Source organism: Methanosarcina sediminis, assembly GCF_052056915.1.
Lineage (GTDB): Archaea > Halobacteriota > Methanosarcinia > Methanosarcinales > Methanosarcinaceae > MTP4.
This window is the reverse complement of the sequence record NZ_CP195119.1, coordinates 3,269,341-3,293,655: the sequence shown is the minus strand read 5'-3', so window position 1 is coordinate 3,293,655 and position 24,315 is coordinate 3,269,341. Positions and strand designations below refer to the sequence as shown.

At 47.8% G+C, this 24,315-nt stretch carries 20 protein-coding genes; 7 read left to right on the top strand and 13 right to left on the bottom strand.

Going from position 1 to position 24,315, the window contains the following annotated elements; translation table 11 throughout:
* The first annotated feature begins 331 nt into the window (after window positions 1–331).
* Window positions 332–580, top strand: coding sequence for a hypothetical protein (locus ACSAZK_RS14410; protein ID WP_440954765.1), 249 nt, complete (start codon window positions 332–334; stop codon window positions 578–580).
* Window positions 581–656: 76 nt separating this feature from the next.
* Here ACSAZK_RS14410 and ACSAZK_RS14405 read toward each other — a convergent pair whose 3' ends face one another.
* The 3 genes from ACSAZK_RS14405 to pta form a co-directional block, all read right to left on the bottom strand.
* Complete coding sequence (locus tag ACSAZK_RS14405) at window positions 657–1,400, bottom strand: acetate--CoA ligase family protein (RefSeq protein WP_440954764.1); 744 nt, start codon at window positions 1,398–1,400, stop codon at window positions 657–659.
* A gap of 394 nt (window positions 1,401–1,794) precedes the next feature.
* Entirely contained in the window at window positions 1,795–3,021 is a 1,227-nt protein-coding gene (locus tag ACSAZK_RS14400; protein ID WP_440954763.1) for an acetate kinase, read from the bottom strand.
* Window positions 3,022–3,135: 114 nt separating this feature from the next.
* A complete protein-coding gene (pta, locus tag ACSAZK_RS14395) occupies window positions 3,136–4,137 on the bottom strand; it encodes a phosphate acetyltransferase (RefSeq protein ID WP_440954762.1) in 1,002 nt (333 codons plus the stop codon).
* 267 nt (window positions 4,138–4,404) lie between these two features.
* Here pta and ACSAZK_RS14390 point away from each other — a divergent pair, with 267 nt between their 5' ends.
* The 4 genes from ACSAZK_RS14390 (at window position 4,405) to mtaA (ending at window position 12,096) form a co-directional block, all read left to right on the top strand.
* Complete coding sequence (locus ACSAZK_RS14390) at window positions 4,405–4,971, top strand: flavodoxin family protein (RefSeq protein ID WP_440957034.1); 567 nt, start codon at window positions 4,405–4,407, stop codon at window positions 4,969–4,971.
* A 426-nt stretch (window positions 4,972–5,397) separates the two neighbouring features.
* Window positions 5,398–7,179: a chloride channel protein gene (locus tag ACSAZK_RS14385; protein WP_440954761.1), complete on the top strand. Its 1,782-nt coding sequence runs from the start codon at window positions 5,398–5,400 to the stop codon at window positions 7,177–7,179.
* Window positions 7,180–7,344: 165 nt separating this feature from the next.
* On the top strand, window positions 7,345–10,989 hold the full coding sequence (locus ACSAZK_RS14380) for a HEAT repeat domain-containing protein (protein WP_440954760.1): 3,645 nt from the start codon (window positions 7,345–7,347) through the stop codon (window positions 10,987–10,989).
* A 69-nt stretch (window positions 10,990–11,058) separates the two neighbouring features.
* Entirely contained in the window at window positions 11,059–12,096 is a 1,038-nt protein-coding gene (gene mtaA / locus ACSAZK_RS14375) for a methylcobamide:CoM methyltransferase MtaA (protein WP_440954759.1), read from the top strand.
* Between the two features lie 166 nt (window positions 12,097–12,262).
* On the opposite strand, the gene ACSAZK_RS14370 is transcribed toward mtaA, so the two are convergent.
* Entirely contained in the window at window positions 12,263–12,493 is a 231-nt protein-coding gene (locus ACSAZK_RS14370) for a vWA domain-containing protein (RefSeq protein ID WP_440957033.1), read from the bottom strand.
* 346 nt (window positions 12,494–12,839) lie between these two features.
* Between ACSAZK_RS14370 and ACSAZK_RS14365 the strand changes: the two genes are divergently transcribed.
* Complete coding sequence (locus ACSAZK_RS14365; protein WP_440954758.1) at window positions 12,840–13,916, top strand: hypothetical protein; 1,077 nt, start codon at window positions 12,840–12,842, stop codon at window positions 13,914–13,916.
* Between the two features lie 22 nt (window positions 13,917–13,938).
* Here the strand turns inward: ACSAZK_RS14365 and ACSAZK_RS14360 are convergent, their stop codons facing one another.
* From ACSAZK_RS14360 to glpX, 4 genes are all read right to left on the bottom strand, one after another.
* Window positions 13,939–14,304, bottom strand: coding sequence for a cupin domain-containing protein (locus tag ACSAZK_RS14360; RefSeq protein WP_440954757.1), 366 nt, complete (start codon window positions 14,302–14,304; stop codon window positions 13,939–13,941).
* 42 nt (window positions 14,305–14,346) lie between these two features.
* A complete protein-coding gene (locus tag ACSAZK_RS14355; protein WP_440954756.1) occupies window positions 14,347–15,021 on the bottom strand; it encodes a hypothetical protein in 675 nt (224 codons plus the stop codon).
* A 352-nt stretch (window positions 15,022–15,373) separates the two neighbouring features.
* Window positions 15,374–16,678 carry a tRNA (N(6)-L-threonylcarbamoyladenosine(37)-C(2))-methylthiotransferase gene (locus ACSAZK_RS14350; protein ID WP_440954755.1) on the bottom strand — a complete coding sequence of 435 codons (1,305 nt, stop codon included), beginning with the start codon at window positions 16,676–16,678 and terminating at the stop codon, window positions 15,374–15,376.
* A 251-nt stretch (window positions 16,679–16,929) separates the two neighbouring features.
* Window positions 16,930–18,018 carry a class II fructose-bisphosphatase gene (gene glpX, locus ACSAZK_RS14345; protein ID WP_440957032.1) on the bottom strand — a complete coding sequence of 363 codons (1,089 nt, stop codon included), beginning with the start codon at window positions 18,016–18,018 and terminating at the stop codon, window positions 16,930–16,932.
* Between the two features lie 300 nt (window positions 18,019–18,318).
* Between glpX and ACSAZK_RS14340 the strand changes: the two genes are divergently transcribed.
* Complete coding sequence (locus ACSAZK_RS14340) at window positions 18,319–19,098, top strand: type 1 glutamine amidotransferase (RefSeq protein WP_440954754.1); 780 nt, start codon at window positions 18,319–18,321, stop codon at window positions 19,096–19,098.
* An 82-nt stretch (window positions 19,099–19,180) separates the two neighbouring features.
* Here ACSAZK_RS14340 and cgi121 read toward each other — a convergent pair whose 3' ends face one another.
* From cgi121 to ACSAZK_RS14315, 5 genes are all read right to left on the bottom strand, one after another.
* Window positions 19,181–19,711, bottom strand: a complete 531-nt coding sequence (gene cgi121, locus ACSAZK_RS14335) for a KEOPS complex subunit Cgi121 (protein WP_440954753.1) — start codon at window positions 19,709–19,711, stop codon at window positions 19,181–19,183.
* An 80-nt stretch (window positions 19,712–19,791) separates the two neighbouring features.
* The gene (locus tag ACSAZK_RS14330; protein ID WP_440954752.1) at window positions 19,792–19,929 is read right to left on the bottom strand and encodes a hypothetical protein; all 138 of its coding nucleotides are present in this window, start codon (window positions 19,927–19,929) and stop codon (window positions 19,792–19,794) included.
* Between the two features lie 377 nt (window positions 19,930–20,306).
* Window positions 20,307–21,053, bottom strand: a complete 747-nt coding sequence (locus tag ACSAZK_RS14325; protein WP_440957031.1) for a cytochrome B — start codon at window positions 21,051–21,053, stop codon at window positions 20,307–20,309.
* 178 nt (window positions 21,054–21,231) lie between these two features.
* Window positions 21,232–23,022 carry a nickel-dependent hydrogenase large subunit gene (locus ACSAZK_RS14320; RefSeq protein ID WP_440954751.1) on the bottom strand — a complete coding sequence of 597 codons (1,791 nt, stop codon included), beginning with the start codon at window positions 23,020–23,022 and terminating at the stop codon, window positions 21,232–21,234.
* Entirely contained in the window at window positions 23,022–24,281 is a 1,260-nt protein-coding gene (locus ACSAZK_RS14315; protein ID WP_440954750.1) for a hydrogenase small subunit, read from the bottom strand. Before ACSAZK_RS14315 ends, ACSAZK_RS14320 begins: the two co-directional genes overlap by 1 nt.
* Window positions 24,282–24,315 lie beyond the last annotated feature (34 nt).

The window sequence follows — 24,315 nt, the reverse complement described above, 5'->3', positions numbered from 1 at the left end:
TGCTGACCGGCCTTTTCCATAAAGTATATTGGAATAACCAAAAAAAGTGTATCCTGATGACTGAAAAGTACATCTGAATGACTGAAGAAGAACATTCGTACAATCAAAAAGTATAGCCAGATGACTGAAAAGTACATTTGAATGACTGAAAAAGAACATTCGTATAATCAAAAAGTATAGCCAGATGACTGAAAAGTACATCTGAATGACTGAAGAAAAACATTCATACAATCAAAAAGTATAGCCAGATGACTGAAAAGTACATCTGAATGACTGAAAAAGTATAAGTGAATAATTTAAAAACGGTAGGTTGTAAATAAAACAGGAAGAAATGCAGTTTGAAAATGGCTCAATTCTTCATATATCTTTTTTATTTCATTTTGGGGAGGCGCCGCCAGGCAAGCTGGCGGGAATTCCTACATATCCAGGACATAAAAACGGTTTACAGGATCAATGGAAGTGCTTCTCAAGCAGGCTGGCGGGCAACTTCTATATTATCAGAACTGAAAAACGGTTTGAGGGACCAACGGAAGTACTTCTCGAGCAAGCTGGCGGAAAACTCCTGTATTGCCTGGAATGAAAAAAGGTTTGTGGGGTTAAATAAAAGCATTCTCGGGAAGGCTGGTGGAAGCATTCCTACATCATTTAGACTGAAATCAGTCCGTTTTCAGAACAAGCCGCATGTCCACAGCCAGAGCGCCCTTTCCTTTATCTAAAACTATCATCGGGTTGATTTCGAACTCCTCGATCTCCGGGAAGTCGCAGACCAGCTGGGAAATTCTGAGGATGGAATCTACCAGGGCATCGATATCGCCGGGTTCCGCCCCGCGGACTCCCGCAAGCAGTGGATAGGTCTTGATGCCGGTTATCAGGTCCCGGGCTTCGGGCTCGGAAAGAGGGGCAATGGCAAACCTGACATCTTTCAGGATCTCAACATAAATCCCACCAAGCCCGAACATAAGCATGGGCCCGAAGGTAGGGTCGCGGACCATGCCGATGATCACTTCCCTGCCCTCTGAGAGCATCTGCTGGAGCTGGACTCCTTCGAGGACGGCATAGGGCTTTTCTTTCGGGATTTTTTCCATCATATCCTCATAGGCGGCTTTCACCTCCCCGGCGTTTTCCAGGGAGAGCCTGATCCCTCCGACATCGGACTTGTGGGAGATCTGGGGTGACACGATTTTCATAACAAGAGGATAGCCGATATTTTCAGCTTCCCGAATTGTATCTTCCAGGGTCTCCGTGAATGCGCTGCCAATTGTCGGGACGCCATAAGCTTTCAGGATGCCCAGGGACTCGAGGCCCAGAATATACTGTCCCCTCACCCTGGCGGCTTTGAGGATACCGGCAACGGTTTCCCTATCAACATCGAATTCGGGAAGGGGGGAATTTTGCTCCATGATCATGTCTAATCGTGAGATATTGTTTTCCTGAGATAGCGTTTTTTGGTAAAGGGTTGTCTTTGATCAATATAAATAGCTCGGTTTTGATCCCGGTTTAAAGAGTTGTCAAGTTAAATGGTGTGAAAAAACGGAGTAAGGATCGAAATGAAATTCAGAAACAGACCATGACTCGGGGTCCGGAATACAGGCTCCGAAACAGAAAATAGAAAAGGAAACAACTAACAGAAAACTAACAAAAAAACTAACAAAAAAACTAACAGAAAACAGAAAATGAAACAACTAACAGAAAAAAACTAACAGAAAACAAAACAAAAAACACTCCGGCTAAACCCTGAAAAAAAAGAGAAAAAAGGCAAAGGAGAAAACCCCTTTACCATTCCAAGTTTACAATTCAGACAGATATTGAAGCACCTAATTTTTCATCGATGGCGACCAGTTCTTTGGTTTCCCTTGCAATTGCAAGTTCTTCATTGGTCGGGATGACTAAGACCTTTACGGAGGCTTCAGGTATGCTGATATCGATTTCTTCGCCTCTGATCTTGTTCTTCTCATCATCGATGCTTATGCCCAGACCCTCAAGGCCGGAGAGGATTCTCTTCCTGATGCTTGCGCTGTTTTCTCCGATACCTGCGGTGAAGACCACTGCGTCGGCACCGTTAAGTACGGCTGAGTACTCTCCGATGAACTTCTTGACCTTGTAGGCAAAGATTTCCAGGGCGAGTTCGGCTCTCTTGTTTCCTTTGGAAGCGGCTTCGTCGAGGTCCCTGAAGTCGTTGCTCAGGCCGGAAACACCGAGGACACCCGATTTCTTGTTCATCATGGTGTCGATTTCCCTGGTTGTCATGCCTTCCTTTTCCATGAGGAAGGGAACGACTGCCGGGTCGATGGAACCGCACCTGGTACCCATTGCCAGGCCTTCGAGCGGAGTGAAGCCCATGCTGGTCTCAACGGACTTGCCACCGTTTACGGCAGCGATGCTTGAACCGTTTCCGAGATGGCAGGTGATGATCTTTACTTCAGACTCGGGTTTGCCAAGCATGGCAGCGGCTCTCATGGCCACGTACTTGTGAGACGTGCCGTGGAAACCGTACTTCCTGACCGCATAATTCTCATAGAATTCGTAGGGCAGGGCGTACATGTAAGCATAGGCAGGCATTGTCTGGTGGAATGCGGTGTCGAAGACAGCAACCATGGGGGTACCGGGCATGATATCTTCACAGGCTGTGATTCCCATCATGTTTGGTGGGTTGTGGAGAGGTGCCAGTTCGAAACAGTCCTTTATGGCCTGCTTGACATCCTCATTGATTACAGCCGAGGAGGTGAAGTTCTCGCCACCGTGCACGACCCTGTGCCCTACGGCACTGATTTCGGACATGTTGGCGATGACACCTAATTCAGCGTCGGTGAGGGCCTTGATGACTTCCTCAAGGGCGACCTTGTGGTCAGGAAGGTCAGTCTGCACCTCGTATTTCTTCCCATCAGACCTCTTCTGGGTAAGGAACGAGTTGTCGATGCCGATCCTCTCACAGAGACCAACTGCAAGAGCGGATTCATCCGTCATATCAATTAACTGATACTTTAGGGATGAACTCCCTGCGTTTATTACCAGTATTTTCATCTTAAAACCCCAAGTTCAATCCATTTGTTTCCAGTTTAATCAACTGGGCCCCGGTAACATCTTCAGTTTCCGGGTAGATTATACTATGTATGGTTTTTGATAAAACTATTGCGATTATTTATCCTGTGCAGCTGACTGGACACAGGTGATAGCAACAGCCCCTACTATATCCTCGTCACTGCAGCCCCTGGAAAGGTCATTGATAGGCTTGGCCAGTCCCTGGGTAATAGGACCGTAGGCTTCAGCCTTGGCAAGTCTCTGGGCAATCTTGTATGCGATGTTTCCGCAGTTCAGGTCAGGGAAAATGAAGACGTTAGCCTGACCGGCAACAGGGCTGCCCGGGCACTTCTTGGCTCCAACGGCTGGGACGACTGCCGCATCCACCTGGAGTTCCCCGTCGATCAGGAGATCGGGGGCCATTTCTTTTGCAAGCTTTGTTGAAGCAATCGTCTTTTCGGTCAGGGGGCTCTTGGCACTCCCGTAGGTGGAGTAGGAAAGCATTGCGACCTTGGGCACGTCCTGGACCAGCAGTTCGAAAGTATTTGCAGAGATGATTGCAATGTTTGCAACGTCTTCCACACTGGGCATTTCGACCATGCCGGAGTCGGCAAAGAGGAAGGTTCCTTCGGACCCGTATTCGCAGTCAGGCACTGAGATGATGAAGAAAGCAGATGCGAGGGCAGCATCAGGGGCGGTCTTCACGATCTGGAGGGCAGGCCTGAGGGTGTCTGAGGAAGAGTGGGACGCGCCGGCTACCATACCGTCTGCTTCATCCAGCTTGACCATCATAACGCCGAAGTACATGTAGTCCTTCATGACTTCTGCTGCGTTTTCCATTGAGATTCCCTTGTGCTTGCGCAGCTCGTAGAAGGCATTAATGTACTTGTCTTTGTTCTCGTATGTTTCGGGGTCTATGATTGTAATTCCTGAAAGATCCAGGTCACCTGCCAGTTCCTTTATGGCGGCTTCCTTGCCTATGAGAACGATCTTGGCAACACCACGCTCAGTTGCCTTTACGGCAGCCTGGATTGTTCTGATATCTTCAGATTCGGGGAGAACGATTGTCTTGTTGAGTACTTTTGCTCTTTCGCTGATTTTGTCTAAGAATTTAGCCAATCAACCAACCTCCTATATATTTAGAGTAATTTAAATTACCTGAGTTTTGGTATATAAAATTACGTAAAATGCATAGAGAGATATATAAAAATAACAAATATATATTTCTGGATGGCGACATGGTGATATATATACCACTACCAGGCGTTTTTCCTTAAAATACATGAAGATTTAAAGTTACTTTTACTGAAAAGACACGGGAGTTTAAAAAGATTATTACTGAAAATATATGATAAATTAATATAAAAGAATTCCGAAATGATATCGATGAAAATTTTAGGCATTTCAGGAAGCCCTCGAAAGGGACAGAACTGTGAAAAAATGATTGGAACCGTATTAAAGCTTGCAGAAGAAAGGGGCTTTGAAACCGATAGCGTTTTCCTCTCTACCTCAAAGATTGCCCCCTGCACGGCCTGCGGAGCCTGCCGGGAAAAAGACTGCTGCGTGATCGAAGATGATATGGAAAATGTTTATGAAAAAATGAGAGAAGCTGACGGCATAATCGTTGCCGCTCCCGTGTATATGGGAAATTACCCTGCCCAGCTCAAAGCCCTTTTTGACCGCAGCGTACTTCTCCGGCGCAAAAACTTTGTCCTCAAAAACAAAGTAGGGGCTGCTCTTTCCGTAGGAGGGTCAAGAAACGGCGGACAGGAAAAGACAATCCAGTCCATCCATGACTGGATGCATATCCACGGAATGATCATTGTAGGAGACGACGCCCACTTCGGAGGCATTGCCTGGAACCCCGTCGAAGAAGACACAGTGGGAATGCAGACGGTCCGGAATACCGCAGCAAAGCTCTGCGATGTCCTTGAAATTATAGAGAAGAAATGAATTTAATGACAATCAATACTAACAGTAATAATAATAATAATAATAATAATAATAATAATAATAATAATAATAATAATAATAATAATAATAATAATAATAATAATAATAAATAAGAAGAAGAAGAAGAAGAAGAAGAAGAAGAAGAAGAAGAATGCCAAAGAGATAAAAGTACGCCGGGAAATAAAAATACAAAAGGAATAAATATAAAAGAAGAGAGGGGGATAGCATCAAGAAGATAGAGATGTTGAAACAAAACATCAAATTAAATTAAAAAAGGATAGGTTTAAATAAATAGGGAAAATCCTTTCATCTTAAGAAGGTATTTAAGGCAGAATTGAGCCCTGGAAACCCTGATATTATTTTTCCTGAAAAACGAGCTTACCGAGAAAAGAGCGAAGCATAAAAGTCCTAAAGAGGCGCACGTATTTGGAAGACGGTCCGGAGTCCAAGTTCAGGTTCCATAATGTATCGGAATACCATAAACTAACAGAGCACATAGCCCAGCGCTTCGACACGGAATCCACCAGGGTAAATTCTTTTGCCATCGTGATCGGCATCCTGACAGGGCTTGTAATCGGACTGTACGACCGCGCTCTCCGATACAGCAGTATTTTTTTTGGGATTTCGGAAGAACTCCCGACTCATGACTACACAAATTACGGGATTATCCTGGTGCCTGCGGTAGGAGGCCTGATCGTAGGGCTGATATCTCATTTCATGATCAAACAACATTATGGCGTAGAAGGCCTGATCGAGACCGTTACCCTCCGGGGAGCCAGGATCAAGCCCCTATACGCCTTTCTGGAAGTATTCACCTCGATAATCACAATCGGTTCCGGGGGGTCCCTCGGAAAGGAAGCCCCGGGTATACTGGCAGGCTCAGGGATCGGGGCACTGGTAGGAAGGCTGGCAAAAAGTTCGGAAAGGCAGCTTCGGATCCTGCTTGGCTGCGGGGCTTCCGGAGGGATTGCAGCTGCATTCAATGCCCCCCTTGCAGGGGTTGTCTTCGTTGTAGAAGTAATTTACGGGGAACTTGAAACAAAAACCTTCATTCCTATCGTGATCTCCTCAGTCTTCGCTACCCTGATCTCCAGCACCGTTTTCGGGATAAAACCGATCCAGATCTCCCACTATGAGCTTGTGAACCCCTACCAGGAACTTATTTTATACCTGGTCCTCGGCCTGCTTGCGGGAATTGTCGCTACCGTCCTGATCCGGACTCTCTATTTTACGAAGGAGATATTTGGGAAAATGCCCCTTCACCCCGCTTTCAAACCCGCCTTTGGGGGGCTTGGCGTGGGCATCATAGGCTTTTTTTACCCGGAGGTTTTCGGGCTTGGTTATTCGGTTATCACCGCAGCCCTTGAAAACCAGTTTGCCCTGGACCTCCTTCTCATTCTGCTGGTCCTGAAAATCCTTGCATTTTCCCTGACAATGGGCTCCGGCGGGTCGGGAGGTTCCATCGTCCCGTCCCTGTTCAGCGGGGCAATGCTCGGAGGCGCTTTCGGGGTTGCCGCAAACATGCTCTTCCCCGGAATCCCGGCAGAATCGGGAGCCTATGCCCTTGTAGGCATGGCCGCAGTCTTTGCCGGAACGGCGAGGGCTCCCCTTACCGCCATCCTGATCCTTTTCGAAATCACCCGGGACTACAACATGATCCTCCCGCTTATGTTTGCCTGCGTACTCAGCAACGTGATGTCCAATGCGCTGCACCCCGAGTCCATCTTCACTGAAGAACTCCGCAAAAAAGGCTTCAAGATCCGCAAAGGCAGAGAAATCGACATCATGGTCTCCATGCTGGTGAAGGATGCGATGGTCAAGCACGTCCAGACTGTTTCCGAAGACAAGAACGTGGGTACCCTGATCGCCCTCATGCAGGCAAGCCGCCACGCAGGTTTTCCTGTTCTGGATTCCAGAGGCAAACTCGCCGGGATCGTGACCCTCTCGGACCTCCGCAGCAAGGTTGAGTACGGGGAACTCGAAAAGAAAATAGGGGATATCTCCAGCCGGGAAGTGGAAGTTGCCTACCCCGACGAAACCCTTGACGTCGTCCTCAAACGCCTGGCAGTCCGGGAAATAGGCAGGCTTCCCGTTGTTGACCGCGAAGACAAAACCAAACTCATTGGCCTCATCACCCGCAGCGACGTAGTAAATTCCTACAACAAGAAAGTCGTCGAAAAGGTCCGGGACACGAACGAAAGGCAGTAAAACTCAAAGGTCCGGGACACGAACGAAAGGCAGTACCACAAAAGCCGGGACATGAAAGGTTCGGAATATAGGCCAAAAGCGGTAAACTAAAAAAGGTATCCGGATAAAAAGAGGTTAATGCAAAGGGCGAGTTGCGGCGACTCTTTGTAAAATAGTGGGTGCCTTATGTCTCTAAAAGAGAATGTTCCGGGTGGAGAGCTGGAGAAGTACCTGAAGGGCTTAATCTTAGATGAAGGTACGAATGAAACGGGAAAGTATTATACGTCACATTCGGTCAGGGAAATATTTCCAATCCACCGCCGTCTTTTTGAAGAAAACGTATGCCTGACCCATGAATTCAACATCCCTCAAATCATAGAAAAAGAAAAAAACCTGATCATTTACGGAGAAGCGGGCTCGGGAAAGACGATAACCCTTAAATGGCTGGGGACCTCCTATGCCAGGAGCTGCCTTGAGAAAAGGGAAAGATTCGTCCCCATTTACGTAGCCCTTGATTCCTATATAAAAAGCTCTTTTTACGATTACGTCAGGACGACAGCAGAACAAAAAGGAATATCAGAACCCTGTTTTAAGAAACTGCTTGAAGGAAAAGCCCTGCTGCTTTTCGACGGGCTTGACCTGCTTACACCTTCCGAGAATTTTGATCCGTTTGAGGAAATTTCCGATTTCATCTCCGAGTACGAAGACTGCAAATACGTAATTGCTTCAAGGCCCGGAGATTTTGCCAGCATAAAAACTACGTTTGGGGCTTTCAAACTTGAAAAGCTGACAGATGAAAATATCCAGGAATTCATAGAAAAACACATCGAGAACGAGGAACAGGCAAAAACCCTGGCAACCAGGACCCTGAAAGAAGCCCGATCAAAGCCATTTATCCGAAACCCCCTCATGCTTTACCTCTGGCTTAAAATTGCAACGGCTCAGAAAGGGACAGCTAAGAAAGGGACGCCTCAAAAAGGAGTACCTTCCAGCCGGGCTGATATTTACCGGACTTTTATTTCGGAGCTCTTTGGAGATTGGAAAAAAAGAGAAAATTCACTTAACTCTGGAAATATGCACTCCGGGATATGCCCCGAAAGAAAAAGTGAGGAAAGGTCGGAATTTGAAAAAGCTGAACCTGAAAGTATAGAATTTGAAAGGGCAGAAACTGAAAATACAGGATCTGAAAGGAAAGAAACTGAAAAGAAGGAAACTGAAAGGACAGGATCTGAAAATACAGGATCTGAAAGGAAAGAAACTGAAAAAACAGAAATTGAAAATGTTCTTACTGATCTGGCTTTCAAACTCCAGTGTGAGAATAAAGTTTCATGCGACCACCTTTATGCCCTTGATGTAGCGGAGAAATATGCAAAAGCCGGGGTCTCCGACAGGACTGGGGCAAGAGAGCTGATTCAGGCCTGCATTGAGATAGGACTCCTTACCAGAAAAGATTCCGAGATAAGAATCGGAATTAACAGGTCTTTTCAGGAATATTTTGCAGCTTTAAAGCTGAAAACGTATTTTGGAAACGGAAAGGATATCTCGGAAGCATTCAGGCACCCGGGATGGGAAAATGTTGTCACGTTATCTTCAGAAATGCTTGAATCTGCCGATGAACTGGTAGATTCCATAATTTTAAGCGGAAATTTATGGCTTGCCTCAAAATGCGCCGGGAAAGCCAGACCCGAAACAAAGGAAAAGGTATGCTCATTGCTTGTCGGGAAACTCGACAACACATTTACAGTGGAAAAAATAAAGGGCATCCTGAGCCTTGAAACCCTTGGGAGCTGCGGGATTGACGTGGCTGCCGGGGCACTTCATGATGAAGAGACCCTCGTGCGAAGGGAAGCGGTGAGGGTACTGGGGGAAACAAAATCAGAGGCAGCCCTTCCCCCACTCACGGGTGCCCTTGGAGATGAGGACTATTCGGTGCGAAGGGAAGCGGTAAGGGCTCTGGGAATAATAGGGTCCGAGAGAGCTGTCGAACTGCTCATAAACGCATTTGAGGATGAAAACCGGGCTGTCCGCCTGGCTGCTACTGAAGCCCTGGCTCAGGTCGAATCCGAAAGAGCTTTCGAAATCCTTGTCAGCGCACTTACGTCAGACGATGATTTTGTTCGGCTGGGAGCCGTAGGAGCCCTTGGCCGGGCAAAAGCCGGAAAAGCCGCAGACTCCCTTATAAAGGCATTTCAAGAAGGGGACAATTTTGTGCGGCTGGGAGCTGCCGAGGCCCTGGGCCGGATGAAATCGGAAAAAGCTATCGGAATCCTCATAGAAGCCCTGGAAGACGAAGACAAGTTAGTGCGGTGGATCGCGGCAAAAGCTCTGGGGGAAATAGAATCCGAAGGAACTCACGAGCTCCTGATAGGCGCCCTCGTGGATGAAAACCACTGTGTCCGGAGGGAAGCGGCAAAAGCACTCGGGATGATAGGCCCGGAATCCGAAAAAGCCCTTGATTCCCTAATCTCGGCGCTCACCGATGAAGCTGAGTCCGTAAGGAAGGAAGCCTCTGAAGCCCTGGGACAGATAGGTGCCGAAAAAGCTGTTGACCCCCTGATAAGCTTACTCTCGGATGAAGACCAGTCAGTCCGAATGGAAGCCGCAAGGGCTCTTGGAATGATAGAATGCGGAAAAGCCGTTGACCCGCTTCTTCTCGCCCTGGGAGACGAAAGCCGTTTCGTCCGGAAGGGAGCCGCAAAGTCCCTCGGGAAGCTGGAATTCGAAAAAACCATCGAACCCCTGATTCGCACCTTTGAATCCGGGGACAATTTTGTGAGACGGGAAGCAGTAAAAATCCTGGCCCGGATAAAATTAGCCGGGATAACGGATGGGACATCAGAAGTAACGTTTGAAGAGAGATCAGAAGAAAAAAGGATTCCAGAAGAGAAAACAGAAGAAAAGAGGATTCCAGAAGAGAAAACAGAAGAAAAGAGGACACAGAATGGGAATCACATATCGAAGGAGATATCGCACCGTATCCTGGATACTCTGATTAATGCCCTTAAAGACGAGGATGAATTTGTGCGCAGGGAGGCAGCAAAAGCCCTCGGGAATATATCTGAATACGAATCTGAAAATGTCTCCGAAAACGTCTCCGAAACCAAAGCCAAAAACGAATACGAAACCGAATCTGAAAAAGTTCTTCAGCCTCTTATTAATGCCCTTAAAGACGAAGATGAGGAGGTCCGGAGGCTTGCATCCGAAGCCCTGGGCAACCTGGACTCCGAAAAAGCTCTTTATCCCCTGATAGATGCCCTCAAGTCCGGAGACGAGATGGTGCGGAGACTGGCGGCAGAGGCACTTGGCCGAATAAAGTCCGAAAAAGCCCTCCAGCCCCTGATCGAACTCACCCTTGGCGATAACGTTGATTTTGTACGGGGAGAAGCGGCAAGAGCCCTTGGAAAAATAAAGTCCGAAAAGGCTATAGAACCCCTCATTACCGCACTCACGGATGAAAATAACGGGGGCCATTGGGGACCTGCCGAAGCCCTCGGGCGGCTGAAGGCGGAAAATGCAATCGATCCTCTCATCAATGCCCTTTATGATTATGATGATTTTACAAGGTTGGCGGCTGCAAGAGCCCTTGGAAGAATAAAACCGAAAAAAGCAATTGAACCCCTCCTTGACGTGCTTTATGACTGGAACCGCTTTGTAAAAGCAGAAGCTGCCAGCGCCCTCAGCGAGATCTGCACGAAGGACGATGGAGCCCTGTTGAAAGATTTACTTGTATCGGAAGACAAATTTACGGCAAACCTTGCTTTTGAGATCCTGGAAGGAATTGAAACAAGGGAAAAAACAAAAGCCAGATTGTTCCAGCAAATGAGTGAATAAACATTGGAAATCTATTGAAAAGAAGTTGAAAAGAAGTTGAAAAGAAGTTGAAAAAAAGGAGCCAGAAAAATGGAAACGAATCTCAGGAAAAACTTTCTCAACGCCCTTCAGGGAAAAACTGTCGACAGGGTACCCGCCCTCTCAGTCACCCAGACCGGAACCGTCGAACTGATGGACCTGACCGGAGCCTACTGGCCTGAAGCCCATTCAGACCCGGAAAAGATGGCAGCACTTGCCCTTGCAGGCCACGAGATCGCAGGGCTCGAAGCCGTACGCTACCCCTACTGCCTGACCGTGCTTGCCGAAGCCCTGGGCTGCGAAATCCGTATGGGCACAAAAGGCATCCAGCCCTCAGTCCTTTCCCACCCCTTCTCGAAAAGCCCGGAAGGCCTTGAAGTCCCCGAAGACCTGCTCGAAAGGGGAAGAATCCCTGCCCTTCTGGAGGCAACCAAAATCCTGAAAGCCCGGACCGGAGGAGAAGCAGGAAAAGAAGAGGTTCCCCTGATCGCAGGCATGGAAGGCCCTTCAACCGTGTTTTCCCATATTGCGGGAATAAACGATTACCTTGTATGGTTCATGAAAAAACCCGATTACGTTGCCCGGTTCATGGAGGTCTGCACAGATATCTGTATCGAGTACGCAAATTCTCTTTTCGAGCACGGGGCGGACGTGCTCTGCGTACCCGACGGGGGGCTTGTGGCCACGGACCTGATGCCACCGAAGGCCCTGGACCTTTTGAAACCAAGCTTCACACGCCTTTGCAAAGAAACCCGGGGGCCTGTAATCCTCCACATCTGCGGAGACGTTGAAAGGTCCCTCCATTCCCTCTCCGAATGCGGCTTCGACGCCATCAGCATCGAAGAAAAAGTCAGCATAAGAGCTGCGAAAGCCGCAATAGAAGACCGGGCAAGAGTAATCGGAAACATCGCCCCCTCCAGCACCCTCCTCTTCGGGACCCCCGAAGCCGTGAAGGCGGAAGCAAAACAGTGCCTCTCGGACGGCGTGGACATCCTGGCCCCTGGCTGCGGAATCGCCCCGATGACCCCACTTGCGAATATGCGGGCGATTGTGGAGGCAAGGGACGAATGGTATGAAGAGAAGGAATGAAAAATCGGGATAGGAGGAAGAGATAAGAAAAAAAATAAGACAGGGCAACCTTATTAGCCTCATCCCGTCGTTATTTCACGCTCGCTTGCGAGCGGCCTTTCCCTTGAAAAAAAGAAGAAAACGATAAATAAGAAAAACACCAGCCACTTGCCGCCTGTGGATTCGGCTATGGTGGTGAGCAGAGAGGTGCCACATCGCTGCCGAGGCCGATGGTGTAGACGGTGATGTTGTTGGCGATTGCCTGCTGGGTGTAGTAATCGCTGTAGGAGCCTTGGCCGTCGGTGAGCAGGATTACCATCCAGGCGTGTCCGGAATCCCCGGAATTGATCAGGTGGCTGTTTGCAGTACTCATGCCGGCGCCGATGTTCGTTCCGCCTGAGGCGTCGAGGCTGTTGATGGAAAAAACAGGATTCAGCCATCAAAAGCACACCAAGAAAAATGGCAACCGGATGCACTTCATGCCTCTCATAAATAAACAGGGCAACTTTATTAGCCTCATCCCGTCGTTATTGTCACGCTCGCTTGCGAGCGGCCTTTACCATTAGAAAGACAAGGATGCACATACATAAGAAAAAGCACCATCAATGGCATTCCAGAAGAGAATGGAAAAACAGAGTTCTGCATTTACCAACTTTAAGGAAATTGTAGAGGCAAAAGATGTTTGAGATCAAGCGATGGAAAAATTTTAAGTAGTTACTTCTGTGCAAAATTTATATTCAAGAAAATCATAATTGTTATCGTATATGCCAACCTTTGAGGATTTATCCATTTTTTTGTTACTTGTAATATCCACGGCAGTTTCGGTTTTCATATTCAATTCGATTCAACCAAAAAAATCATTTTATCAGATATATAATGAACTTTTGAAATCTGAAACAACCAAAATCAAGGAAATTAAAATTTTAGACAATCTCCATGATTATTTAGAGGATTACTCAAACGAACAAATCATTATAAGTAATCTGCAACTAGGAGGGAAAAAAGCATATTACTGGTACAAAATTTTGTTAGTAATCCTTATCTCAATAGTTGTGTTTGGCACCATACAGATTAATATATCAAAAAATATTTCAACTTTTTTAGTATATTTCATGCCTAGTGCAATAATATTAATCGGCATGATAATTTGTTTTTGCTATGCAAAATATCAGAAGAAAATAAACATACAGCTAAAAATCTTGTTAGAAACAATCATAAACATAACCATAAAAAATATATTTATAATTACTACTTCACTGGTAATATTTCTAATGTTCTTGACAGTTTATGTTATAATCCTTATAAGTCTAGTAGATGAAAATACGACAAAAGAAATATTCAACACAACAATTTCTCATATACTTACGTATAGAATAGAATCAACAAACGGAATACAGTTTTCACTAGCAACTCTCTTTTTTACGCTTGCAATTAGCGGTACAGTCATTTTTTCGATAACTAGTAGTTATTTAAGGCAAAAAAGAACAATAGAAAGTAAACTATCAACACAATTAGAAGATTATAAAAAATGGTATGCTGAGAACGAATCAACTTTAAATTTAAACGTAAGAGACACCTTTAATAAAGACAAGCTAAATAAATATTATGACGCATTGACAGACCTTCATTCTATGCTTAATGTCTCTACTATTAAAGAACTTAAGACTCCCATCCAAATGTATGATAGCTTTATTTACCTAATTGTCACCTCCTACTTCTTAGGAATTATTACAAGTATTATCCCCGCTGATTTCATGAACTTAGTTTTCATATTTTTTATTATGATGTGTGGTTTATTCATACTGTTAGCATATAATATATTTAAAAATTATAGAAATTAACCGAAAAAAAACTAATATTTCATTATTCCAGCAATTCTGTATCCTCATGTGAATAAGCCGGCGCGCAGCAACAGAAAATTTTCAGCTCCTTTTCACAATTATTTCTGATCCTGTGCGGGATTCCCGGCAGGATGCAGATTGTATCCCCTGTACAGACTTCGAATTCTTCCGAACCGAGGGTCATTATACCGCTGCCTTCGGTGATATTATAAATTTCCTCTGCAATCCCGTGCTTGTGAAGAATTGTAACTCCGCCAGGCGGCACCGTGGCTTCGGCGATACTCTGTTTTGAGTTGCCGTGGACAGCAGGGTGCATGAGTTCGCGGATGATTGAGCTGTCTTTTGTGATGTAGGCTTCGACTTTTTCGTATTCGGTTTTCAGTAGCATTCGGAATTACTGAAAATTGGCAACTATATAATTATTTTCCTTTCAAATAGGGGACTGCACGAAATCTTCCTCCAAAAACTCTGAAAGGAGCAGGGGGCAGTCCGGAATCTGCTCAGTATCCAGCATAATCAAATTGAGATAGTAAGGGCCCCCACCTGTAATTTCTACAGGAGAGGGATTGACGAATTCCATGATCTCAGCAGGATTCTCAAGATAAAAACTCTCAAGATCCGGATTGTTCAGATTGTCCTCACAGGGGAGACCTATGGCATAGATTGTGGAATCTAAAAGGTCTTCAGTTCCTGCATCCAGAATAAGCCCGAAAAAGGAATAGACCCCGTGGGGAAGATCAAGCATGTAATCAGTGCTCACATCAAGCTCTGAGAGTAAAAGGTCCTGAGTATCTTCTCCGTACACCATCAGAAGCAGCACTTTATCATTATCGCCATCTTCGGAAAGGAGTTCCTGGACCGGGTCAGGCAGGAAAAGGCTCCCGAAAATGAACTCGAATTCATCATAAGGGGAAGCCGTAAAATCGTTTCTTACGTACAACAGGCCGTCTTCGTTCGAAAGCGAATAACTCAAATTACCCTGAAGGTCGATTATCGGGTGCTTCCTTGCAGAAGCATCCCTCCAGAACTTATCAAGAGCTTTGTCTGCTATTCGGGACAACAGGTCGATACCTTTTCCAATTCCAATGCCGATACCTTCCAGCACTAAAAACCCCCCATGCTGTGAGCAATTTACCTTATGTCGTGAGTCGTTTACATCAGACTTTGTGTCAGCTATTTCATGTCGTGAGTCAGTTACCTTATTTCATGATTCATTTATCTCATACCGCTAATCAGTACCTCAGTCAAAGTAAAACCAGACACGAAGACCCATTTCTCAAAAAAGGTTACATGGCATTATTTGCAAATCAATATATAAAATGGATTATATAAATCTGTGACCCATGAAAAAAAGAAATTCAATAATTTAGAATGCCAGATAACAAAAGGTACAGGTGGTAAAAAGTACAGATAATAAAAGGTGCAGGTGAAAAGAAATAAAATGACTGCTTGCACCTTCACCTGATCAGTTTCCCCAGGAAATACCCCGGGGTCGCGTCCGTGACCTCCACCTCAGCGTACTGTCCGGGTTTAAGGTCCGAGCCGCTGATAACCACAGGCCGGTACGAGTCCGTACGGGCAAGCACGTCTCCGATACTCGTGTATTTCGAGACGAAGACCCTGCCTTTCCAGCCAATCATCTCGTGCTTGGAGCTGAGCTTAATCTTTTCACAGGCCCGGTGCAAGGCGTGGGAACGCTGCACGGAAATCCTGGAATCGAGGTTCCGGAAAGAGAAAGCTTTCGTGTGAGGGCGGGGAGAGTAACGGGAAATATTGACTTTTTCAGGCCGGTACTTTTCCACCCACTCAACGGTTTCCTGAAAGTCACCATCACTTTCGTCGCAGAAGCCGACGATAATGTCGGTGAAAAGGGAAAGGTCTTCGAAGCGTTCCCGGAATTTCGTGATGATGATGTCCACGTTTTCCATCCTGTGCAGGCGGTTCATGCGTTTGAGCACGGAGTGAGAAGCGGACTGAATGGGAATGTGAAGAAGTTTGAAGATTTTGTCGGAATCAAAAGCATCCACCAGGTCATCAAGGATAGGGAGGACGGAAAAGGGGTTCATCATGCCTACCCTGACCTTGAAGTCGCCGGGGATTTTCGAGATCAAGCGGAGGAGTTCGGGAAGCTTGAACCCGGTGTCCATGCCGTACTGGCTGTCGTCCTGGGAGGTGAGCCAGACTTCCCGGCAGCCTTCGGCAACGGCTGCGCGGATATCTTCGACTATGGCTTCCGGCGGGAAGGACCGGAGCTTTCCCCGGGCGTGCCGGACTATGCAGTAGGAACAGGCGAAATTACAGCCCTGGGAGATCTGGCAGATGTGGATGTTCGGGTTGGAACGTTTGTGGGGAACGCTCAAAAAGCCGACAGGATCGGGGGTCCTGATTTCAAGCCTCTCTGCCGGCATTCCTGTCTTTTTCCTTGATTCAAGGGTAGAGAGCAGGTCGCCAAGGCGGGAAACCGCGTTTACCCCCAGGATGTGGGCCTCGGGGTTGGCGTGCAGAATGTCTTCTAACTGGACCTCGGGCATGCAGCCGGAAACGATGACTTCCACACCCTGTTCGCCCATTGTCCTGATTTTATAGAGGATCTTCTGCTCGGTGGTGTACTTGACCGTACAGGAATTGCAGATATAGACCTCCGCCTCAGCAGCCGACCCTGACTCCAGCAGCTCATGCCCAAGTCTCTCCACAGTTGCCTTCATGATCTCGGCCGAAGCCAGGCTTGCAGAACAGCCAAAACTTTCAAGAAATACCTTCATATTTTAACTCGGAATTTTTTGTTCTGCCTTCGTTTTTCTGGTTCTTAACCTTTTGCCGTATTCTTAACCTTTTTTCGTATTCTTTAGAAAATCCAAAAATTGAAAGCAAAGTAAAAATGGAGCGAAAATTGGGAAAAAAATGGAAAAAACCTGAAAAAACCTGAAAAAAATGGGAAAACGCAGATGAATTCCTTTGAATAACAAGTAAAAACAAGATCGGAAAATTGAAAAAAGGAAAAATGAAAAAGGAATTACAGGTAGAGAGGAGTCTCCTGCTTGTCCTTTATGTAGATACTGTCGGTGAACTTGACAACGCCGGAAGCGCCCATGGAAATCGTGTGCACCCTGGCATCCCCGTCGCCGAAGAGGTTGACTTCACGCAGGAAGTGGCCGGGAGTGACGGCTGTTGCGGAAAAGATAACGTCTTTGCCGGGGACCAGCTTATCCGTGTCTAGGACTTCGTTAAGGCTTTCGAGGGTTATGCCCATCTTCTCAAGCCTTGGGAGCTTTTCTTCAATTTCCTCCTCGATCTTTTCTTTGGCTTTGCCGTTTGCAACCGTGGGCAGGACAAGCCTTCCAAGGATCTTTCCGCCCAGGACCTTGATTGCGGCTGCCGTGAGCACGGCTTCACCCGAGCCGCCTGCGCCCATGACAACATGGATACCCGAGCCGCGGACTGCGGTTGCAACCCCGGGCATCAGGTCTCCGTCCGAAACTAGCTTCACCCTGGCTCCGGCTTCCCGGATCTCCGTTATCTTCTGGGCGTGCCGGGGACGGTCAAGGATTACGACCACGAGCTCGTCGATGCTCCTCCCGAGAGCTTTTGCAACGATCTCAAGGTTGTGGCTGACAGGGGCGTCCAGGTCGATCTTTTCACCGGGATGCTCATTTTCATAATTTACCACATCAGGCCCCACCACGATCTTATCAATGTAAATATCCGGGCCGTGGAAAATTCCACCCCTTTCTGCCATTGCCATGACCGCAACCGAGCCCGGAGCCCCATCTGCAGTCAGGTTCGTCCCTTCCAGAGGGTCAACGGCAATGTCCACCTCAAGGTCACCCTTGCCGGTTCCCACTTCTTCCCCGATGAAGAGCATAGGGGCTTCGTCGCGTTCCCCTTCCCCTATCTTGATCATGCCCTTCATGTCAAGCTTGTTCAGCATCCTCCGCATGGATGCGACCGCCACCTGGTCGGCAAAATGCTTGTCCCCGCGCCCCATCTGGTAGGCTGCGGCAATGGCAGCGGCTTCCGTCACCTGGACGAGCCTCGGCAGTAAATCACACTCAATAGGGCCAGCACACTCAATCATTTCTTCTACGGTTTTCGGATGAGGCATGGTAATCGTCTCTATTTTCCTGCTTCCTGATAATAGGTTCATATTCTAAAGTAGAATTAATTTTTGGTGATCAAAAACTCATTTTTTACGGATGTTCTTTGCCTTTTTATGTGATCTGTTGACACGATAGTATATTAATGAATCTGTTGCCCGGAAAGAAAACATAGAACAAACTGAAACAGCAAAGAAAATTTTATAAATATATTAATTAATCTTTGGGAAATAACCCACCAATTCATTCCATACAATTAATTCCATACAATTAATTCCCACTCAATTCATCCTCAAGGTGGAAAAACGATGAAAATTCACTGCCTCCAGCACATTGAAACCGAGACACTTGGAAATATTGCAACCTGGATAGAAGAGAAGAGCCACAAACTCACAAAAACCCTGCCCTACGAAGGAGACCTCGCTTTTCCGGACCCTGAAGAATTCGACCTGCTTCTGATAATGGGCGGCACTATGGGCGTCTACCAGGAAGAAGAATATCCCTGGTTAAGGCCTGAAAAGGATTTTGTAAGGAAAACGATCGAAGCAGGCAAACCCATACTGGGGAGCTGTTTCGGCGCTCAGATGCTTGCGGAAGTCCTTGGCGGGAAAGTCAGCAAAAACAGGTTCAAGGAAATCGGCTGGCACAGGGTCAGATCCACTGTGAACGAAAAAGGAAATGAGCATTTTACTGAAGACTGCCCTCCTATTTCAGAGCTTCCTGCAGACATGCCCCAGGAATTTACTGCCTTCATGTGGCATGGAGATACTTTTGAAATACCGGCAGGAGCAGCCAGGCTCTTCGAAAGCGAGGCCTGCCCGAACCAGGGCTTCATCTACAGTGGGAATGTGCTTGGCCTGCAGTTCCATCCGGAAGCTGACGAGCAGTGGATAAAAAATCTCATTGAAGATTCCGGACACGAGATAGTGGAAGGGAAATACATCCGGACTGAAGAGGAGATGCTTGGACAGGAGGAATTCCTTGAAGGCTCCAGGGCCCTGGCTTTTGCAGTGATGGACTGGTTCGAGAAAAAAAGTGTAAAATCCAACGTAGGGCAAACCCCGGGAATAAAAGCCCTCACAGAATAAAACCGGGTAAAATAAGAAGGGAAAATGGGCAGGGAAAAATAAGCAGGGAAGAATAAGCAAGGGAAAAAATCCGACCGACAACTCACTTCAACAGGTCTGCCAGGGCCACCCTTTCAAGCACAAGCTCAGGGATTTTATCTTCCCCGGCGGCTTCGATTTCCGCATCCGTAATCCCGAAAAGGGCAAGGACCCCTTCCCTTTTGGCATCGGAGTAGGCAAGCATTTCGGAACACGGCTTTTCATCGATTATCTTCTGAATTTCGGAAAAAGTCGAAAGCAAATTTTCCCTTTTCCCGAGCAGCACGAATGCAGCTCTGTTTTTTCCTTCATGCAGCCCGATTGCAAAACTCTTTTCGATCTGCCTTTCCCCGGCTGCATAACGCATGATCTCGACTCCCGGGTCCTTTGCCACATTAGTTCCCGCAGCCACTGCCCGAAGAGCCTTTCCGACCGCAAAATGAAGATGCCTCTCCCCTGCAAGCAATTCCGCATTCAGGCCCTGGATGGTGACCCCATGGGCAGAGGAGACGACGTTCATTGTTTTCAGGAATTCCCGAAGGGCAGGGATCTGCACTGTCCCGCAGATGACCTGGATTTCCTTTTGCATTTCCATACTTCTGCCAATAGCCCGGGCTTACAATAAGGATTTCGGTAGGGAAATATTCAGGATAGAAAAAAGAACACCCTCGTTTTTTAGAATGGGTGATGAAACACTAAACATTTGAGAGCAACCTCAACCACTTTCAGACCGAGCGCCACCAGCAAAAGAAGAATCAACAGGTTGAGGATGATCTGGCCGATTTTGGTACGAAACCCTGCCAGTTCATACATCTATATACCCATATATAATTACGTGGTGTGAAGTATATAACCGTTTGGAAATTTTCATACATTTCCAATTAATTGGATGGGAAAAAAATATTAAAAATACAATAAATTTCGTTAATTTTCGAACATTTTTATGTAACCGGGAAAGCAAAAAGAGAATTAGCAGGAGACTGCCGGGCTTAATCCGGACAGGCTCTTTGCCAGCTCCCGACATACAACTTATAACAAATTATTATGCACCATCTGAGTATCACGCAGTAATTAATCCACCCTTATTTCTTGTTGAGCTCTGATTTCTTGTTGAGCCTTTATTTCTCATTGAGCTCTGATTTCTTGTTGAGCCTTTATTTCTCATTGAGCTCTGATTTCTTGTTGAGCCTTTATTTCTCGTTGAGCTCTGATTTCTTATTGATCACTTCAACAAAATTCCTGTCCGAAAGGTCCTCTTTTCCCGACCAGAAGATTGACTTATAGTACTTCCAGACTTTGGGATCGAGTTCAAGGATTCCCACATGGATCACGAATTCAAACAGGAACCAGTAGGTTGCGACCAGGTGCCCGATACGGATCAGGCCCAGAGCCGAAACGTCCAGATAAGGGGCAAAGATCCCGGCAATCGAGATGATCCACTGAGCTATAGGAAGCCCGAGGAGGGACCAGTTAAGGTTGTAGAGAACGATTCCCGTAACGGCGATTAGAAGAATTGCAGAGCTTTCGAAGATGATCAGGAGCTTGAGCAGCGGGTGAAGTTTCGTAACATAATGTCCCTCCTGAGCATCATAAACCGTAAATGCCGGACACTCCCCTTTGCCGAAAAAATTGAGTATGATGCCTTTCAGGCGTTCGGCATCCTCGGGCCCGAAGATGTAACTTTCGATAAAATGGCTCAACCTGTCGTTCAGGGCGCAGACCTCTCCCCTGCACGAAAAAACATTGTAAGGAACAAGGATCCAGTTCGCTGCCAGGAAGAAAGGAACTGCAATCATGTGCAGGGCGCGGGCTGTATCGAAATCCATGAAATCCCAGCCCAGGTAGATCTTAAGTCCGGTGACAACAAGAACCAGCATGGAAAGCAGGTGGATCAGGTGTGTGACCCTCTCCATCCGGGTGTAGCGCTCCACGACCATGCTTTCCCCGGGACTTCCGGGACTTCCGGGACTTCCGGAACTTCCTGGATTTCCAGCACTACCACTATTTCCAGCACTACCACTATTTCCAGCACTACCACTATTTCCAGCACCACCCGAGCCGGAAATATCGGAATTTTCGTCCATATTTCTTCCCCCCATATTTTGGCCTCCCTGATCAGACCACCCTGACCTTCTCGTCCTCCTTTCCGGTGAGGTCAATGGTGTGGATGGCACAGGCCAGGCAGGGGTCGTAGGAACGGACTGTATGCAGGATGCCCAGAGGGTTCTCGTAATCGACTCCAAGGGCGTTTTCCGCGGCAGAAATTTTCGTGCCTATGAGAGCCTGTTCCGCGGGGCCCGGGATTCCCAACTCATTTCTCGGAGCAAGGTTCCAGGTGCTTGCAACAACCGCCTGGTACACTTTTACTTTCGAATCCGAATCCGTTGAGAGCCAGTGCCCCAGAGCTCCCCTCGGAGCTTCCCAGAGTCCCATTCCCTCCGAGTCCTTTGCCATGGAAAGGTCGGTATGAACCGCAAATTTCCCGTTCGTATCAAGGTCCTGCGTCAGCCATTTGAGGAGCTGTCCCCCGACAATCAGCACTTCCTGAACCCTTGCCAGCATACGGACATAGTTGTTGACCGCAGGATAGCCATTTTCCCGGAAGGTCTCCACAAGCCCGGTGATAAGGGGTTCTTGCATGACCAGCATCCTGGAAAGGGGCCCTACCTCACAGGGGATTCCCCCGTAACTCGGGGCTTTTATCCAGGAATAGCGGTTCTCGGGAGCCGCGTTGAAATCGATTTTATCAGGATCGTGTTCCGGTTCGGTAGTGCCTTCCAGGGGAGTCTTTTCGGTTTCGGAATCCATATAGAAGGCATGGGCGATGCTTTCGGTAATCTTTGTGTGGTCGAAGCGCTCAAGCTCAAGCTTCCCGTTCATGAAACCCGAGGGAATGACCCGGGAATCCCGGGGGCTGGTGGGGTCGTAGCCGTCCCCGAGTTCGGGTTTATAATAGACTCCGTAGGAGAGAAAGCCGATCTTTTCAGGGTCCTTGTAGCCCCCTGCCCTGTCGAATTTCATGCTCACGGGAAGCCCGAGGATTTCTTCTCCCAGTAGTTCGGATCCAAAAGCTGCAAAGAGGGGGAGGTCGCCCCAGCCTGCGGCATAGGAAAAATCGTTTGAAGCCGCCGCAGGAGAGTCCACAAGTTCCCGGAGCCAGTCAAGCACGAAGGAAACGGCTTTTTTCGGGGAAGCTGCGTTGTGGGTATTTTCAAACCAGGTCTCGGGGGAGAAGCCAAGGGTAAAATTCTCGATGAATTCCAGTGTCTTCCAGTAGTAGGAAGCGACCTGGGTGATATCGGCAGGCGTAAGCCCGTAAGTAACTCCCCCCACATGGGCCAGTACTGCATGGGGCATCTTGGCCGCAAAAAGGGAAATTGCTTCATGCAGGCGGCGTTTTTCCCGGATTGCCTGGACATAGGCCCTGCCAGGAGGGATGTCACCCCCATCAACCCTGTAACTGATAGGAGAAAACCTGCCCAGAAGTTCTTTCCAGACCGCGTTTCCTGCCTCCCCCGCAGTTGCCAGCAGGTCCCTGTAAGCAGGGTTTACAAGGTCCGGGGCCCAGAGCACATAGAGATGGGTCACGTGGCTGGTCATCATGTTCAGGCTCTGGTGGATATTGCGCATGACAAGGGCATCCTTCGGGACGCTGTCCGCAACCCCGAAGAGCTGGTCGAGGGCATTTGCCGCTGCCAGGGAGTGGGAAGTCGGGCAGACCCCGCAGATCCGCTGGGTAAGAAGGGCCGCGTCCCGGGGGTCCTGGTGCTGGAGGAAACGTTCAAACCCCCGGAGCAGGAGCCCCATACTCTGGGCTTCGGTGATAACACCGGATTCATCGACCTGCGTATCGATTCTGTAATGCCCCTCAATCCTTGTTAGCTGGTCAACCGTAACCCTCACCATTATTTCATCCCTCCTTTCTCCATTGCCCCTTCTCCCTCATCGGTTCTTTCACCTTCTTCTCCGGCTCCACCACCGTCTCTATTTTCCGCTCCTTTTCCTTCCTCTTCTTCATGCTCTTCTTTTTCAGTAAATTTCCTGACCGCGTGGGCTCCGGCCGCTACAAGGGAAGCCCCTACAACAACCTTTGCCACAGTATCGATATTGGTACCCACAATTCCCACGTCCTCAATCTCCTGGAAAAAAGGCCGGGAACTATCAGGAAAACCCGCAGAAACACAGGATATACATGGGGAACCCGCCTGAGGGCAGAGGCTGTGGTAGCCGTTCCAGCGGCGCACCGCACAGTCAGCATTGGTATAGGGAGCCTTGCACCCGAGTTTCCAGAGGCATTTCTCCCCGCCTACGACAGTATCGAATTCCCCCCGGTCATAAAACCCGCGCCTGGGACAGTTTTCGTGGATGGTGTGCCCGGGAGGGAAAAAGACTTTGGGCCGCTTCCATTTATCCAGGACTTCGGGAAGGTCCTCAGGAACCCTGATTTTCCCAAGGATAACCGCCGCCAGGGTCAGCAGCATCCAGTCGGGGTGAGGAGGGCAGCCCGCGATATTGATGACAGGCTTATCGATCCCCAGTTCCTGAAGGATTCCTTTTTCCCCGTCCTCAAGGGTAAATGCAACTCCCCTAAAGTCCATCAGATCTTTAATATCGCTGTCAGCCGAATTTACCCCACTGTACGCTGCACACTGCCCGACAGCTACGATAAAAGCAGCATTTTCAGCAGCCTCCCGGAATATTTCCTTGTAAGTCTTGCCGCCCAGGATACAGTATTTACCCGTACCTGCCGGACCGTTCGGAATCGCCCCTTCAGCCACAAGGATATACCCTTTTTCTTTAATAACCTCTTCAAAAAGAATCTCAGAATTGAGTTCGGAGGTATTGGCCAGTTCGTCCTCCACAAAAATTCCCTGCTGGCCAATCAGCAGTTCATGGTATGCGATACGCAGGTTAAGGCGCTGCATCGCCTGCACGATATCAGGTTCCCCTCCGTTTAACAGGGACTCGGAACAGCCTGTGCATTCCCCTCCCTGGATCCAGACAATCCGATTTTCAGCAAATTCCAGGGCTTTTACGATCTGGCTTCGGTAATTTTGTAAAAACAAAGACGCTCCGAGAGCCCCCACAGCCTTCAGGAACGTGCGCCGGTCCATTTTCATGAAATCAAGATGCTTGAACCTATACAGGAGATCTTTTTCACCCATTCCACAACCCCATGGAAAATATGTAGTTCTAAAG

Excerpts from the sequence above, each read along its gene's own strand:
- ACSAZK_RS14410 (WP_440954765.1), top strand. The coding sequence starts at position 332 with ATGCAGTTTGAAAATGGCTCAATTCTTCATATATCTTTTTTATTTCAT.
- ACSAZK_RS14405 (WP_440954764.1), bottom strand. The coding sequence starts at position 1,400 with ATGGAGCAAAATTCCCCCCTTCCCGAATTCGATGTTGATAGGGAAACC.
- ACSAZK_RS14400 (WP_440954763.1), bottom strand. The coding sequence starts at position 3,021 with ATGAAAATACTGGTAATAAACGCAGGGAGTTCATCCCTAAAGTATCAG.
- ACSAZK_RS14390 (WP_440957034.1), top strand. The coding sequence starts at position 4,405 with ATGAAAATTTTAGGCATTTCAGGAAGCCCTCGAAAGGGACAGAACTGT.
- ACSAZK_RS14380 (WP_440954760.1), top strand. The coding sequence starts at position 7,345 with ATGTCTCTAAAAGAGAATGTTCCGGGTGGAGAGCTGGAGAAGTACCTG.
- mtaA (WP_440954759.1), top strand. The coding sequence starts at position 11,059 with ATGGAAACGAATCTCAGGAAAAACTTTCTCAACGCCCTTCAGGGAAAA.
- ACSAZK_RS14365 (WP_440954758.1), top strand. The coding sequence starts at position 12,840 with ATGCCAACCTTTGAGGATTTATCCATTTTTTTGTTACTTGTAATATCC.
- ACSAZK_RS14360 (WP_440954757.1), bottom strand. The coding sequence starts at position 14,304 with ATGCTACTGAAAACCGAATACGAAAAAGTCGAAGCCTACATCACAAAA.
- ACSAZK_RS14350 (WP_440954755.1), bottom strand. The coding sequence starts at position 16,678 with ATGAAGGTATTTCTTGAAAGTTTTGGCTGTTCTGCAAGCCTGGCTTCG.
- glpX (WP_440957032.1), bottom strand. The coding sequence starts at position 18,018 with ATGCCTCATCCGAAAACCGTAGAAGAAATGATTGAGTGTGCTGGCCCT.
- ACSAZK_RS14340 (WP_440954754.1), top strand. The coding sequence starts at position 18,319 with ATGAAAATTCACTGCCTCCAGCACATTGAAACCGAGACACTTGGAAAT.
- cgi121 (WP_440954753.1), bottom strand. The coding sequence starts at position 19,711 with ATGGAAATGCAAAAGGAAATCCAGGTCATCTGCGGGACAGTGCAGATC.
- ACSAZK_RS14330 (WP_440954752.1), bottom strand. The coding sequence starts at position 19,929 with ATGTATGAACTGGCAGGGTTTCGTACCAAAATCGGCCAGATCATCCTC.
- ACSAZK_RS14325 (WP_440957031.1), bottom strand. The coding sequence starts at position 21,053 with ATGGTCGTGGAGCGCTACACCCGGATGGAGAGGGTCACACACCTGATC.
- ACSAZK_RS14320 (WP_440954751.1), bottom strand. The coding sequence starts at position 23,022 with ATGGTGAGGGTTACGGTTGACCAGCTAACAAGGATTGAGGGGCATTAC.
- ACSAZK_RS14315 (WP_440954750.1), bottom strand. The coding sequence starts at position 24,281 with ATGGGTGAAAAAGATCTCCTGTATAGGTTCAAGCATCTTGATTTCATG.